15 protein-coding genes are annotated in these 14,406 nt (G+C 35.3%); 9 read left to right on the top strand and 6 right to left on the bottom strand.

Going from position 1 to position 14,406, the window contains the following annotated elements; all coding sequences use genetic code 11:
- The first annotated feature begins 26 nt into the window (after nt 1-26).
- Complete coding sequence (locus tag ACEPXG_RS14840) at nt 27-1,829, top strand: M3 family oligoendopeptidase (RefSeq protein ID WP_391203961.1); 1,803 nt, start codon at nt 27-29, stop codon at nt 1,827-1,829.
- Between the two features lie 6 nt (nt 1,830-1,835).
- Nucleotides 1,836-2,384 (top strand): GNAT family N-acetyltransferase, encoded by a 549-nt coding sequence (locus ACEPXG_RS14835; protein ID WP_391203958.1) that lies wholly within the window; start codon nt 1,836-1,838, stop codon nt 2,382-2,384.
- A 77-nt stretch (nt 2,385-2,461) separates the two neighbouring features.
- Here ACEPXG_RS14835 and ACEPXG_RS14830 read toward each other — a convergent pair whose 3' ends face one another.
- From ACEPXG_RS14830 to ACEPXG_RS14815, 4 genes are all read right to left on the bottom strand, one after another.
- Complete coding sequence (locus ACEPXG_RS14830; protein WP_391203955.1) at nt 2,462-3,031, bottom strand: beta-class carbonic anhydrase; 570 nt, start codon at nt 3,029-3,031, stop codon at nt 2,462-2,464.
- A 73-nt stretch (nt 3,032-3,104) separates the two neighbouring features.
- Nucleotides 3,105-4,112, bottom strand: a complete 1,008-nt coding sequence (gene mreBH, locus ACEPXG_RS14825) for a rod-share determining protein MreBH (protein ID WP_391203952.1) — start codon at nt 4,110-4,112, stop codon at nt 3,105-3,107.
- A gap of 237 nt (nt 4,113-4,349) precedes the next feature.
- Nucleotides 4,350-4,484 carry a hypothetical protein gene (locus ACEPXG_RS14820; RefSeq protein WP_264158155.1) on the bottom strand — a complete coding sequence of 45 codons (135 nt, stop codon included), beginning with the start codon at nt 4,482-4,484 and terminating at the stop codon, nt 4,350-4,352.
- 92 nt (nt 4,485-4,576) lie between these two features.
- The gene (locus tag ACEPXG_RS14815; RefSeq protein ID WP_391203949.1) at nt 4,577-5,809 is read right to left on the bottom strand and encodes an aminopeptidase; all 1,233 of its coding nucleotides are present in this window, start codon (nt 5,807-5,809) and stop codon (nt 4,577-4,579) included.
- Between the two features lie 190 nt (nt 5,810-5,999).
- On the opposite strand from ACEPXG_RS14815, the gene motA reads away from it, so the two are divergent.
- The 5 genes from motA (at nt 6,000) to ACEPXG_RS14790 (ending at nt 10,318) form a co-directional block, all read left to right on the top strand.
- A complete protein-coding gene (gene motA / locus ACEPXG_RS14810) occupies nt 6,000-6,803 on the top strand; it encodes a flagellar motor stator protein MotA (RefSeq protein ID WP_391203946.1) in 804 nt (267 codons plus the stop codon).
- Complete coding sequence (gene motB / locus ACEPXG_RS14805; protein ID WP_391203943.1) at nt 6,787-7,560, top strand: flagellar motor protein MotB; 774 nt, start codon at nt 6,787-6,789, stop codon at nt 7,558-7,560. Before motA ends, motB begins: the two co-directional genes overlap by 17 nt.
- A gap of 112 nt (nt 7,561-7,672) precedes the next feature.
- A complete protein-coding gene (locus tag ACEPXG_RS14800; protein WP_391203940.1) occupies nt 7,673-8,773 on the top strand; it encodes a carbohydrate kinase in 1,101 nt (366 codons plus the stop codon).
- On the top strand, nt 8,770-9,681 hold the full coding sequence (locus ACEPXG_RS14795; RefSeq protein ID WP_391203937.1) for a pseudouridine-5'-phosphate glycosidase: 912 nt from the start codon (nt 8,770-8,772) through the stop codon (nt 9,679-9,681). Before ACEPXG_RS14800 ends, ACEPXG_RS14795 begins: the two co-directional genes overlap by 4 nt.
- A gap of 277 nt (nt 9,682-9,958) precedes the next feature.
- Entirely contained in the window at nt 9,959-10,318 is a 360-nt protein-coding gene (locus ACEPXG_RS14790; protein ID WP_391203935.1) for a hypothetical protein, read from the top strand.
- A 709-nt stretch (nt 10,319-11,027) separates the two neighbouring features.
- On the opposite strand, the gene ACEPXG_RS14785 is transcribed toward ACEPXG_RS14790, so the two are convergent.
- Complete coding sequence (locus ACEPXG_RS14785; RefSeq protein ID WP_151701090.1) at nt 11,028-11,249, bottom strand: DUF1128 domain-containing protein; 222 nt, start codon at nt 11,247-11,249, stop codon at nt 11,028-11,030.
- Nucleotides 11,250-11,445: 196 nt separating this feature from the next.
- Nucleotides 11,446-12,813: an alanine/glycine:cation symporter family protein gene (locus tag ACEPXG_RS14780; protein WP_391203932.1), complete on the bottom strand. Its 1,368-nt coding sequence runs from the start codon at nt 12,811-12,813 to the stop codon at nt 11,446-11,448.
- 201 nt (nt 12,814-13,014) lie between these two features.
- Between ACEPXG_RS14780 and ACEPXG_RS14775 the strand changes: the two genes are divergently transcribed.
- The gene (locus tag ACEPXG_RS14775; RefSeq protein ID WP_391203929.1) at nt 13,015-13,389 is read left to right on the top strand and encodes a YtxH domain-containing protein; all 375 of its coding nucleotides are present in this window, start codon (nt 13,015-13,017) and stop codon (nt 13,387-13,389) included.
- 23 nt (nt 13,390-13,412) lie between these two features.
- Nucleotides 13,413-14,378 (top strand): YihY/virulence factor BrkB family protein, encoded by a 966-nt coding sequence (locus ACEPXG_RS14770; protein WP_391203926.1) that lies wholly within the window; start codon nt 13,413-13,415, stop codon nt 14,376-14,378.
- The last annotated feature ends 28 nt before the right edge of the window (nt 14,379-14,406 follow it).

Here is a 14,406-nt window from a genome sequence, read left to right as displayed (position 1 = left end):
TAGTATGAATTTTAGGGGGAAAAGTAATGGTAGAAAAGTTATATCCAATTACGTGGGATCTAGATTCGTTTTTTAAAGGTGGAAGTGTCTCAAAAGATTTACGGATACATTTAGATGAAGTGAAGGAAAAGCTGAAGATATTTGAAGAAAAATTAAAAAGCTTTGCTGCTCCAACTTCAAGCGAAGATGCGCAGAAATTAGAAAATATTATTAACGAATTAAAAGATATTGCAACTAATTTATCGGAAGCTGGAGCGGTAATTGGTTGTTTTCAAGCGCAAGACACAACAGATAAACATGCAGCACTTCTAGAGGGGGAAATTGGAAGTATATATGCGAAGTTCTCATCTTTGTTGCTTGTTATCCAGCAAGTATTAAGTAAGTCAGAGGAAACAGTTTGGAATGGATTAATGCAATCAGAAGAACTATCAGAGTATTCATTTGTCCTTAATGAGTGGAGAGATGAAGCGAAAAAAATGCTCTCTGAAAAAGAAGAAGACATGATTACTACTCTTGGGGTAGATGGTTATCATGCTTGGGGTCAACTTTATGACTTATTAGTAGGAGATATTCGAGTAAAAGTAAAGGTAGATGGGGAAGAAAAAGAACTTTCCGTCGGTCAAGCGAATAATTTAAGTTCGCACGAAAATGCTACAACTCGAAAAGAAGCTTTCGAAGCATTAGAAACTGCTTGGACTGAAAAAGAAGAATTCTTTGCAAAAACATTAAATCATCTGGCAGGTTTCCGATTAGCTGTATATGAAAAAAGAGGTTGGGAATCTGTGTTACAAGAGCCTCTGGATATTAATCGAATGAAACAAGAAACATTGGATGCAATGTGGGGAGCAATATCTAAAAATAAAGCTCCTTTTGTCGAATATTTAAACGTAAAGTCGACAATGCTAGGGGAAAAAGGAATGCATTGGTATGATTTAGATGCACCTGTAAGTGCTTCAACAGAAAAAATGGATTACCAACAAGGCGCTGAGTTTATCCTGAAACATTTTAAAGAATTTGGACCTAAATTAGAAGACTTCACGAGAAATGCATTTGAGAAAGGGTGGATTGAAGCAGAAGATCGCCCAAACAAGCGCCCAGGTGGCTTTTGTACAGGAATGCCAGTTTCGGAGGAATCTCGTATTTTCATGACATATAGTGGAACGATGTCAAATGTTTCTACGTTAGCACATGAATTAGGACATGCATTTCATTCATATGCTTTAAAACCGGTTCATTGGATGAATCGCCAATACGCAATGGGGGTTGCAGAAACAGCCTCAACTTTTGCGGAAATGATCGTTGCGGATGCAGCTGTAAAAGAAGCAAAAACAGATGATGAAAAGATTGCTTTATTAGAAGATAAAATTCAACGAAGTGTTGCGTTCTTTATGAACATTCATGCTCGTTTCTTATTTGAAACAAGATTTTATGAGGAACGTAAAAAGGGAATTGTTTCTGCAACAAAATTGAATGAATTAATGGAAACTGCTCAAAAAGAAGCATATGGAGATGCACTCGAAACGACACATCCTCATTTTTGGGCTTCTAAACTTCATTTTTATATTACAGGGGTACCGTTTTATAATTTCCCATATACTTTTGGTTACTTATTTTCATTAAGTATTTACGCAAAAGCAATTAATGAGGGAGCAAATTTTGAAGAGAAATACATTGCTTTACTTCAAGATACTGCAGTAATGTCAGTAGAAGATTTAGCGATGAAGCATCTTGGTGAAGATATCACAAAAGAGGCATTTTGGATTAAGGGCATTAACCTTTGCATTCAAGATGTAAATGAGTTTATACAATTAATTAATGCAAAAGGGTGACGATGCTTGATCTATTTAGAAGGAGATACATGTTATTTACGGACATTAAATGTAAAAGACGCACCCAGTCTAGCAGATCTCGTTTATAGAAACAAAAGATATTGGTCTATTTTTGAACCATTACATCGAGAGGAGTATTATACAACCGTTGTGCAAAGGGAAAAGATTCGAGAGTCGCTATTATTAATGAGTGAAAAAAGAGAATTTAGTTTCGGCGTGTTTGCACATGGTACTGATCAAATGATTGGTAGTATTTCTCTGTATAGTTTAAAAAGAATGCCTTTTTCAAGTGGACTTATCGGTTATTCGATAGATGAACAATTTATAGGGAAAGGTATTGCTTCAGAAGCCGTCCACATTCTAAAGCTATTTGGGTATGAACATGTCCAGTTAAATCGAATTGAGGCTTATGTATCTCCAAGGAATCTTGGATCCATAAAAGTATTAGAAAACAATGAGTTTCATCGGGAGGGCTTACTTCGTAGTCTTCTATTTATAAATGGGAAGTGGGAAGATCACTATATTTACGCTTCCATTAGCGAAGGATATCGATAATTTTCATATATAAACAAAAAGTTGGCTATTCATTTAGGTGAATAGCCAACTTTTTTGTCGATTTCCCGGGAAATAATTTATTTAGTGTTGAGGTTACCGTCTACTACTAAGTCTAATCTACCAGTTGTAGGATCAATGATTAGACCGTGTACAGGAATATCCTTAATCATTAAAGGATGATTTCGTATCATTTCAACGCTATGTAAAACACTATCTTTTACATCTGAAAAACCTTCTAACCACTTTTCAACATCTACTCCGGAGTGTTCTAATATATCAAAAATGAGTGGATCTATTCCGCGAGATGTCATTTTCTCTATAATTTTATCTGTATGAATAGAGCTCATACCGCAATCATGGTGCCCGATGACGTATATTTCATCTGCTTGGAGTTCATAAACGGCTACGATTAGACTACGCATAATACCGCCAAAAGGATGATTAATAATAGCACCAGCACTTTTTACTATTTTAATATCCCCATTTTTAAAGTTCATAGATTTCGGCAACAACTCAACAAGTCGAGTATCCATGCACGTTAAAATAACAACTCGCTTGTCTGGAAACTTCGTTGTTAAATAAGGTTCATATAGTTTATTTTCTACAAAATAATCATTGTACTTTAACACTTCATGTAAATTAGGCATAACTTTCCCCTTTCATATTCTGTGTTTCTATTCTATATGAAAAAAGGCAAAATTTCCTCTAATTTGTTTCTACTCATTTCGCTACTTTTTGTTTTCGTTCTGATACAAAGAAAGATTTCCCCGTTCCAATCGCAACAGATTGAAGAGGTTCCGGTGCAATGTGAACTGGTACTTCAATAACGCTGGTTAGCCATTCCTTAATATTTTTAAGTAGTGCGCCTCCACCAGTTAACACAACTCCATGGTCCACGATATCCCCTGCAAGTTCTGGTGGACATATTTCAAGGGTTGCACGAATTGCTTCTAATATTGCACCAAGAGATTCTGCCAAGACACCCTGTATTTGGGTAGAGGACAGATGAATTATTTTCGGTAATCCAGTTACAACATCTCTTCCTCTTACATCCATTTGTTCTACTTCATGCGGAAGCAAGGCATGTCCGATAGTTTTCTTAATTTCCTCAGCAGTAGGTTCTCCAATCAATACATTATATTCTTTTCGAATAAAATGAATAATCGATTCATCCATTTTATCTCCTGCATCCTTCACAGTGTTAGATGCAACGACCCCACCGAATGAAATAATCCCAACTTCAGTCGTACCTCCACCAATATCGACGATCATACTTGCAACTGGTTCATTAACAGGAAGTCCCGCTCCAATTGCTGCTGCAACTGGTTCTTCCATAAGTTGAACTTCTTTCGCTCCGCTTTGTCTAACTGCATCTTGAATTGCTCTTCGTTCGACAGACGTTGCACCTGATGGCGTACACACAACAACAGATGGCTTTCGTAATGAAGTTCCAAGTTTTTTACTTGCATTTTGCATAATGAGTTTTAATAATTGCGTCGTAATATCAAAATCAGCTATGACACCGTCTTTTAACGGGCGAATAATTTCTATGGAAGCTGGTGTCTTTCCAATCATTTCTTTTGCTTTATGTCCAAATGCAATAATTTCTCTCGTTTTTGTATTAACTGCCACAACAGTTGGTTCATCTATAATTATGCCTTTACTTTTCGTATATACTAATGTATTTGCTGTGCCTAAATCTATTCCAATATGAGCATTTGAAAACATATTAATCTTCCTCCATTCAATCATACTAACTAAGTATAAAGGATAAAAGGTGTATTGCCATGTGTTACATTATGGAAGTTTACAAATGTTTCATTGGTTAATAGATCAATATACATAGGGATTGCGATTTATATAATCGAATAGTATGTAATGGTCATTAAAATGAAATCGAATTGACTTCAAAATGAAAAGAAAAAAACATAAAAAAACAACCGCAATTTCTGCGGTTGTTTTGAATTATTTGGAAGGTTTCGGATCTACTAAAACTGAATCGTGTGAGTTCATTGATTTAGCGAAGTAGTGCATAATTGTATAACCTACAATACCTGTAACTGCTGCAAAACCAAGAACTGTAACTGTGAATAAGCCCATTATTAAACACCTCACTAGTTATATTACTATCATTATAGCTTAAAAGAATATAAAAGTTAAGTAGTATTTTATAGAAATCTACTTAAAAATAGTTAGAATGCCCAGTTACCATTGCGGAAGATCGGTTCTGTCGTTCCATCTTCTTTCACACCATCAATATTCATTTTATCGGAACCAACCATAAAGTCCACATGCGTAATACTATCGTTTAGCCCGTTTTTAGCAAGCTCTTCGCGACTCATCGTTTTGCCACCTTTTAGACAAAATGCATATGCACTTCCAATTGCTAAGTGATTGGATGCATTCTCATCAAAGAGCGTGTTATAGAATAATAAGTTAGAATTAGAGATTGGTGAATCATGTGGAACAAGGGCAACTTCTCCTAAATAGTGAGCGCCTTCATCTGTTGCAACAAGATCTTCCAACACTAGCTGACCTTCTTCAGCTTCTACTTTTACAATTCGTCCATTTTCAAAAGAAACAGTAAAATTATCAATAATATTACCACCGTAACTTAATGGTTTCGTACTAGAAACGTAACCATCTACGCCAGTTTTTAATGGGACTGTGAAAACTTCCTCGGTTGGCATATTAGCCATGAAGTCTTCTCCTTTTTCATTGACGCTACTCGCTCCACACCATAAATGTCCTGCTGGAAGTTCAATAGTTAAATCAGTTCCAGGAGCTGTATAGTGAAGTTTTTTGTAATTCTTGTCATTTAAATAATCTACTTTCATGTGAAGTAGTTTATCGTGCTCTTTCCATGCCGAAACTGGATCTTCTAAATCTGCTCGTACTGCTTTGAAAATAGCATCCCAAAGTGCAGAAACTTGTTCTTCTTCTGTAACATTCGGGAACACCATTTTAGCCCATTCTTTTGAAGGAGAAGCAATTACTGTCCAACTAACTTTATCGGATTGCATATATTGGCGATATTTACTTAATGCAGTCCCAGCTGCTTTTTGGAATGCAGCAATTTTACTAGTATCCACTCCTTTTAAAAGGTCCGGACTTTGGCTCATAATACTCATAAATGCAGCGCCTTGCTCAGCTAATAATTCTTTTTCTTGTACTTTCCATGATGGGAAGAACTCAAAAGATTCTTTAGGAGCTAGTTCATAGCGTAAGCGAGTAATTTCATCGTCAGAAAAATCTACAAAAACTTGATTGGCACCAACCTCATACGCCTTTTTGGTAATTAATCGAACAAGTTCCACACTGTCAATAGAAGAAGCAATAAATAAATTCTGACCAGGTTGAATATTAACCCCAACTTCTACAGCGAGTGCAGCGTATTTCTCAAGCGTTTCATTAAATGGTGACATATACATACTTCCTTTCTGTGTTTAACTTAATAATATCAGTTTTCAGTCTATTGCAACAATATATATTGAGGGTAAAAAGTCCGATATTGTTCATAAACTATTAAATTATATTATCGGAAAGCAAGTTTATTATTAAAAAAAGTGCAAAATAGCCGAAATAATGAGAGAAATAGAATTTGGGGGTTAATAAATGGATATATCTACGGTTGTTGGTCTCATCATTGCGTTTGTTTCATTATTAGTTGGGATGTACTTAAAAGGAGTTGGTCCAGGAAGTTTATTAGTTCCTGCGGCTATCTTAATTATTATATTTGGAACAATTGCTGCTGTAGTAATTGCTTTTCCGATGAATGAATTGAAAAGGGTACCAAAGCTATTTGGTGTGATATTCAAAGATAAAAAACTTGCAGATGATAGTGAAGTTATTAAAATGTTTTCTAGCTGGGCTGATTTAGCACGTAGAGAAGGCTTACTCGCATTAGAAAGCAAGATTACTGATGTAGATGATCCATTCTTAAAAAATGGGCTAACATTAGCAATTGATGGACAAAATGCGGATTATATTAGAGATGTACTAACAGAAGAAATCGATGCTTTAGAAGACAGACATATTGGTGGAGCTTTAATATTTTCTCAAGCAGGTACATATGCCCCTACACTAGGAGTGCTAGGAGCAGTTGTCGGACTAATTGCAGCCCTTAAAAACTTAAATGATATTGATTCATTGGGGCATGCTATATCAGCAGCTTTTGTTGCGACATTACTAGGTATTTTCACTGGGTATATTATTTGGCATCCATTTGCAAATAAGCTTAAACGCAAATCTAAGCAAGAGGTTCGTCAAAAAACGATGATGTTAGAAGGGATTCTTTCCGTATTAGAAGGAGACGCTCCTCGTGTTATTGAACAAAAGTTAGCCTCGTATTTGTCGATGTCAGATCGCAAGAAAATTATGAGCGAAAGCGGGGAGGCTGGATTTGGCAAAGAAGCATAGAAAACATAAAGAAGAAGAACATATGGACGAGTCTTGGCTTATTCCATATGCGGATATATTGACTTTATTATTAGCGCTATTTATTGTGCTGTTTGCATCCAGTACAGTTGATCAACAAAAACTCCAACAAATGTCACAAGTCTTCAGTGAGGTGTTTGATGGTGGCAATGGATTAATGGAACATCCTTCTCCAATAGATGTGCCAATAACGCCAGACCAAACGAATGAAAATGAAAATGAGCAAAGTTCAGCTTATATTGAAGATCAACAAGCACTATCAGCTATTAAAGCTAGTGTTGATGAGTATATAGCAGTCAATGCATTAGAAAAGCAGTTCGCAACGAAATTGACGGATGAAGGGCTTCTTGTTACAATCCGTGAGAATATTTTGTTTGATACGGGAAAAGCACAAGTAAAATCTGAATATCGCCAAATTGCCGAAGACATATCGGATCTTTTAGTATTTGATCCTCCTAGAAATGTTGTTATAACAGGACATACAGATAATATTCCAATTTCAAGTAGTGAGTTTTCCTCTAACTGGGAACTAAGTGTTATGCGTTCAGTGAATTTCCTCAAAATTTTAGTTAGTAAAGGTACAATTGATCCATTGTACTTTAGTGCAAAAGGTTATGGTGAATTTAAGCCAGTTGCTTCTAATGATACAGCAGAAGGCCGCGCTAAAAACCGACGTGTAGAGGTATTAATCCAACCACGTGTGTTACAAGATGGTACTTTAAACGATGCACCTAAATAAGAGAAACGTGAACTGATAACAATTTTGAGCTGTTATCAGTTTTTCTTTTGACTTTTATAAACAAAAGTTTATAATTAAAACAAAAGTTTGTATTGAAAGGAGGGTTATCATCGTGCAACCAAAAGAAATACAAATTTTACAGTACCTTCGAAAAAATCCGTATGCGTCTCAATTAGAAATAGCAGATACTCTTAATATGTCCAGACCTGCAGTAGCCAATATTATTTCTCAATTAATTCGGAATGGTCAAATAACAGGAAGAGCATACATACTTCCTGAAAAAAATGAGATCATTTGTATCGGTGGCGCAAATTTAGATAGAAAATATTCAGTTAAAAATCAATTACAAATGGGTACTTCTAATCCAACTACGAGCTCCCAAAGTGTTGGAGGAGTAGCAAGAAATATCGCTGAAAATTTAGGTAGACTTGGGCATAGTGTACGTTTGTTATCGGTAGTTGGGAATGATATCGAGTATCAGATAATAGAAAAAGCTTCTAGTAATTGGATGAACTTATTTTCTGTAGAAAAACTTGCTAATTATTCTACTGGCACATATTCTGCCGTATTAGATAGGCAAGGCGAGATGCTTTTTGCACTAGCTAATATGGAAATATATGATCAACTATCTGTTGAATACATGAAAAAACAAGAGTCTCATCTTTCGAATGCACAACTATTAATCGTGGATATGAATTGTCCAAAAGAAGTAATTGAATACTTACAAACACTTGCAATGGGAAAAAATATCTCGCTCGCAATTATTCCTGTATCTTCTCCTAAGATGGAGAGAATGCCGGATAACTTGCATGGAATAGAGTGGATCATTTTAAACCGCGACGAGGCTGAAGCATATTTACACATGAAAATCATTGATGAATCATCATGGAAAAAAGCTGCACAAACTTTTGTACAAAAAGGTGTCAATCATGTTGTTATTACAAATGGTAGTCAAGGCGTAATGTATTCGAGTGAATCCAGTAATTCGGCTTACGTTTCTGCGATGCATGTAGATCATGTAGTAGACGTCACTGGAGCTGGAGATGCTTTTGTCTCTGGAACGCTTCATGCATGGTTGGAAGGAAACGACCTAAAATCGGCAATAAATGCTGGCATGTTAAATGCGAGTAAAACTTTACAATCTGCAGAGACTGTTCGTACAGAGCTTTCTAAAATTACGTTAAATAATGAATTGGAGGAATATTTATCATGAGAGAATTTTTAACATTTTCAAAAGAAGTAGAAGAAGGAATGGCAGCAGGGAAAGCAATTGTTGCTTTAGAATCGACTATTATTTCACACGGAATGCCTTACCCACAAAACGTAGAAATGGCAAGAGAAGTGGAGCAAATTATACGTGAGAATGGTGCAGTTCCAGCGACAATTGCCATTATGGATGGAAAGATTAAAATAGGTCTTTCAGAAGAAGAGCTTGAAACACTAGGCACAAGTAAAAATGCACGAAAAACTTCTAGAAGAGACCTTCCTTATGTAGTAGCTTCTAAAGAAATTGGAGCAACAACAGTAGCGACAACGATGATTTGCGCAGAGCTAGCAGGTATTAACATGTTTGTAACTGGTGGTATCGGTGGAGTTCATAGAGGTGCAGAAACGACAATGGATATTTCAGCAGACTTAGAAGAATTAGCTTCTACAAATGTGGCTGTAGTATGTGCGGGTGCGAAATCTATTTTGGACATAGGTTTGACACTTGAATATTTAGAAACAAAAGGCGTTCCTGTTGTCGGATATCAAACGGATGCATTCCCAGCATTCTATACGGCAACTAGTGCATTTAATGCAAACTTCCGTCTGGATGAGCCACAAGAGGTTGCAAAGATGCTAAAAGTGAAATGGGATCTAGGATTAAAAGGTGGCGCAATTATTGCAAATCCAATCCCTGTTGAGCATTCAATGGAAGAAGCATATATTAATGAAATTATTGAAAAGGCTTTAAAAGAAGCTGAAGAAAACGGCATTAAAGGGAAAGACGTTACACCATTTTTACTTGGAAAAGTAAAAGAATTAACAGAAGGAAAAAGTTTAGAATCAAATATTGCATTAGTTTACAACAATGCAAAAGTAGGCGCTAAGATTGCTGTTGAACTAAATAAACTATAAAAAAAGCTTCCCGAGAACTGTTCTCGGGAAGTTTTTTTTAGAGATGGCCGAATACAATTCCATCTTATTCAACTAAATTTTGATTAGTTCAATAAGGAAAAAATTACATATATAAATCAAGGGAATATATTGTTAAGATTTGAGAAGTTAAGAATTCTATGGAAAGAAATTAGTAGACAATATGAAATGAATTTATTTATTAAGTATTTCCCTAACGATGAAATGAACAAAAATTTCATATAAACAAGGTATATATGAAGAAACGGGAGGTATAAAGATGCTTTGGAAAATTTATTTTTGGGCAATGTTAGTTATGTTGATAGCGTCAATGTTTTTAGAAAATGAATACGGTTTGGTAGGAACTGTGATAGGAATTGTGAGTATGATTATTAGTATTATTAACACAGTGGGATTTTATGGTTATGTATATAAGAAACAATTCTTTTCAAAACCTTTTTGGAAAATCATATTCCTAATTACTGTAATAGATTTAATTGTAACTACACTTTATTATGGGTTTGAAGATACAGCTGGACAAGGAGAATTGATTTTTGTTACGGCCTTCACGTTTATTATAATGTATCCTCTTTTGCTGGGTTTATATAGATATGGATTCCAAAAACAAAATTTAGCATAGTGATTTCTTGCTACTGATTTCTCGTTAAGTGTGAATGGTCAAATCAATTACGTGAGTTAGAGTTGAACAAGAGCACAATAAAAAGGACCTTAAATTTGGTCCTTTTTATTTATGTTTGAAATATCAATATTATTTTTTAGCATAGCCTAAGAGATAAGTAGCCGTTGTTTCATCCAAAGCACTCGGTAAATAGTAAAGACAAGATGCACTTAAAACTTAAAGGGCATTTGTGCTTTACTTAAAGAAAGTATATGAATTTTCATGCTAGGAACAGGTTGATTGCCACTGTAGGTAGACACTGTCCTCGCATCGCTTTAGTCTAAGGTTTTGATTTGCTTGCAAAGACAATATGCTTCTTAAAAATAATGAACTGGTACTTTTCATTGTTTATCTATAGGGCAAGTGGAACCTGAAAAAATAGATAGTATCCATTAATAAAGAAGCGCTGAGCGGACGAAATTGCATCTTCGTCCGCTTTTAAAAGTATAGGAAAGTATATAATCTCTCATTAACCAAATCAAATGCACCTTGTATCTACATATTCCAAGAGGGCGACGGACAAACACCCACCACAAGATTACCGAAAAAAATGGAACGTGAAGTGACGCAGTCACTTCACGTTCCATATCCCTAACGGTAATTTTGTAGCTTATGTTTCGTCCAAAGCACTCTGGAAACGGTAAAGACAAGATGCACACTTGCGCTTTTATTACTTACGTAAATTTCCAAGCTCTGCTGCAATTGCTTGCATTTCGCTTGGACTAAACGATTCTCTCTTTTTCACCATTTCATACAAGTAGACCAAGTCTTCGTATTCCGTTGCATTAAAATTTTCTGGTTTCATCGCATCTACGTTTACCATGCGAAGTTTTTCTTTTATTGTTTCAATCATATACGTAACATTTTCAACAGAAGGCTGTGATAAATTCATTTTTTGTTCCTACCTTTCATACAATAGAAGTTTATCCCGCTATAACGGGAAGTCAGATTTCCAATGTAAATTAAGAATGAATCGGGTATTGCAAACGGAAGATTAGTTGCCCGTTAAGCCCGAATGGCATCAATCCGTTATAATTCGGATTGAAGTTTCACTTTATCATTTCACGCTCCGCATTGATTGTCAATTACTAAATAGATTTTGCAGCTTTAGCAGCTAGTTTTTCTTCCTTAAGTTTATCTTGGATACGTTTAGTTTCGTAAACAACTATTCCAGATAGACCAAGTAATCCGATTAAGTTAGGAATAGCCATTAATGCGTTTGTAATATCAGAGAAAGTCCAGATTAAATCTAAAGAAACGACGGAACCAACAAATACCATAAGAACAAACGCAATACGATATACGATTAATAAGGACGGATTTTTAAATAAGTATTGGAAACATTTTTCTCCGTAATATGCCCACCCAAAAATAGTAGAGGATGCGAAGAATATTAATCCAATAGCAACAACGTAAGGCCCAAAGTTGCCAAGGAAGTGTCCAAAAGCTGCTGAAGTCAATTCATTAGCTTTAAGGGAAGTATCTTTGTACATTCCTGACATAACGATTGTAACACCTGTAATGGAACAAATAAGGAATGTATCTAAAAACACTTGTGTCATGGAAACAAGAGCTTGGCGTCCTGGAAGATCTGTTTTTGCAGCAGCAGCAGCAATAGGAGCAGAGCCTAGTCCAGCTTCATTTGAGAATACTCCACGAGCAATACCGAAACGAATTGCTGCCCCTATTGCACCACCAGTAGCAGCTTCAGGAGAAAATGCCATTTTAAAAATAGTAGCAAATGCTTCTGGGATAGCAGTGACGTTTGATGCCATAACGATAATGCCTGCTAATAAATAAAATAAGGCCATAACTGGAACAAAAACAGCAGTTACATTACCAATAGACTTTATTCCTCCAAGAATAACAAGCGCAGTAAATAATGTTAGAATAACCCCAGTAATCCAAGTATCTAAGCCAAAAGTGGACTTTACAACTCCAGCAACAGAGTTGGATTGAGTTCCATTTCCAATACCAAATGCTGCAATAGCACCAAATATTGCAAAGAGTACTGCTAACCATTTTTGTTTTAAACCATGTTCTAAGTAGTACATCGGACCACCAGCCATTTGGCCTTTTGCATCTTTTACGCGGAATCTTACAGCTAAAATTGCTTCACTATATTTCGTAGCCATTCCGAAGAGTGCTGAGAACCACATCCAGAAGATGGCACCAGGTCCGCCTAACACAACTGCAGTAGCAACCCCTACAATATTTCCAGTTCCAACAGTTGCAGCAAGCGCGGTAGTAAGAGCTTGAAATTGAGAAATATCTCCCTCTGCATTTTTATCGTGCTTTTTAGAAAATACCAATCTTAAAGCAGTAGGTAAAAGTCGTATTTGTAAAAAACCTACTCGAACTGTTAGATAAATTCCTGTACCTACGATTAATATAAGTAGGGGTATACCCCATAAAAAAGACGATACGTTTCCTAAAAAATTATTTAATGCTTCCATTCTACTAACCCCCTACGTTTCTATATATTATTAACTCAATGAAACTATGTTCCTTTCTATGTAATTTGTTCTTGTTATAATATTCATAAAATTGTGTTCATTAGTCAAGACAATTTTTTAATATAAGTAAATTATTTGTTTTATTACGCTTAGTCACGGGTATAATTAAATAAATATATATTTAAATATGGAGGTTATCACATGAGTGAAACTAAATTAGTAAAAGGGATAGTTTATGGAGCATTAATAGGTGGAGCGTTAACCATGTTAGATAGGACAACAAGAGATGGAGTTGCCAAGAAATCAAGACATATCGGAAAACAGATTCAATATTACAGTAAAAACAGACAAGAATTAGTAACGAATATTGAAGATCAAATAACGAAATGGAAGTCATTTTATGATCAGTTTGCTTCTGATGCAACATACATATCACAAAAAGTAAATGAAGTGAAAGAAATTACACCACAAGTTAAAATGATGCTAACGGATACAAAAGAAGTATTTACTCAATCAAAAGAAGAATACAAATCAATTGTTATCCCTGAATCCGATGAACATATCGTGAAACAATAATTGAAAAGAAAGGAGAGGGTGAAGTGGAGCGTAATCGTTTAAAAGAGGAATTACAAGAAGGAAATACTTCATCCTCAACTACTTGGCGTGAAAATATTAAGTTTTTATTTATTAAAAAGAAGAATACCCGCAGTACGGAAAATCACGATTTAACAACCTGGTCTGGATACTTTAAACATTTAATCAAACATATTCAGAGAGCAGATATCACAGGATTAGGTGCACAGCTTTCCTATTTTTTTCTTTTGTCATTATTTCCAATGCTTATTTTTATCATGACGTTATTACCTTATATAAATTTGGACGAAGCACAAGTATTTCGCTTTCTTGAAAACTATGCGCCAAAAGAGGTATATACGCTTATTGAAGGTACTCTGTCAGAAGTATTAAGAAATCGCAATGGAGGTCTGTTATCTATCGGAATTATTGGTACTATTTGGTCGGCATCCAAAGGCATGAATGCCATTGAGGTTTCATTAAATAGATCGTATGAGTTGGAGGAAACAAGACCGTTTTTTATCGTCAGAGGTTTATCAGTTGTTTTTACTTTACTCATGATAGTGCTACTTATCGTCGCACTAGTGCTACCTGTGTTTGGTCAACAAATTGGAACTATTCTATTTTCCTATTTCGGATTTGAAAAAGGATTTCTTGAACTTTGGAACAATATTAGATGGATTATTAGTCCACTTGTTATTTTTATTGTATTCACTGCTCTCTATTGGATTGTCCCAAACAAAAAGTTATTATTAAGAAGTGTACTTCCAGGAGCAGTTTTTGCTACATTAGGGTGGATTATTGTTTCGTTTGGATTCTCTTATTATGTTAGTAGCTTTGGAAACTATACTTCCACATATGGAAGTATAGGAGGAATTATTGTTCTGATGTTGTGGTTATATTTATCTGGAATTATTTTATTAGTGGGTGGACAAATAAATGCAGTAACACAAGAAAGAAAGAATGCATTTAAACAGAAAAAGGCTATATAAAAGCAGAGGAGCGATTATCGCCCCTCTG

Source organism: Psychrobacillus sp. L4 (assembly GCF_042944905.1).
In the GTDB taxonomy this organism is placed as follows: domain Bacteria; phylum Bacillota; class Bacilli; order Bacillales_A; family Planococcaceae; genus Psychrobacillus.
The sequence above is the reverse complement of the archived record's forward strand: the minus strand, read 5'-3'. Positions and strand labels throughout refer to the sequence as shown.

Excerpts from the sequence above, each read along its gene's own strand:
- ACEPXG_RS14820 (WP_264158155.1), bottom strand. The coding sequence starts at position 4,484 with ATGGGCTTATTCACAGTTACAGTTCTTGGTTTTGCAGCAGTTACAGGT.
- ACEPXG_RS14785 (WP_151701090.1), bottom strand. The coding sequence starts at position 11,249 with ATGAATTTATCACAGCCTTCTGTTGAAAATGTTACGTATATGATTGAA.
- ACEPXG_RS14840 (WP_391203961.1), top strand. The coding sequence starts at position 27 with ATGGTAGAAAAGTTATATCCAATTACGTGGGATCTAGATTCGTTTTTT.
- ACEPXG_RS14795 (WP_391203937.1), top strand. The coding sequence starts at position 8,770 with ATGAGAGAATTTTTAACATTTTCAAAAGAAGTAGAAGAAGGAATGGCA.
- ACEPXG_RS14830 (WP_391203955.1), bottom strand. The coding sequence starts at position 3,031 with ATGCCTAATTTACATGAAGTGTTAAAGTACAATGATTATTTTGTAGAA.
- ACEPXG_RS14780 (WP_391203932.1), bottom strand. The coding sequence starts at position 12,813 with ATGGAAGCATTAAATAATTTTTTAGGAAACGTATCGTCTTTTTTATGG.
- mreBH (WP_391203952.1), bottom strand. The coding sequence starts at position 4,112 with ATGTTTTCAAATGCTCATATTGGAATAGATTTAGGCACAGCAAATACA.
- ACEPXG_RS14815 (WP_391203949.1), bottom strand. The coding sequence starts at position 5,809 with ATGTCACCATTTAATGAAACGCTTGAGAAATACGCTGCACTCGCTGTA.
- motA (WP_391203946.1), top strand. The coding sequence starts at position 6,000 with ATGGATATATCTACGGTTGTTGGTCTCATCATTGCGTTTGTTTCATTA.
- ACEPXG_RS14790 (WP_391203935.1), top strand. The coding sequence starts at position 9,959 with ATGCTTTGGAAAATTTATTTTTGGGCAATGTTAGTTATGTTGATAGCG.
- ACEPXG_RS14775 (WP_391203929.1), top strand. The coding sequence starts at position 13,015 with ATGAGTGAAACTAAATTAGTAAAAGGGATAGTTTATGGAGCATTAATA.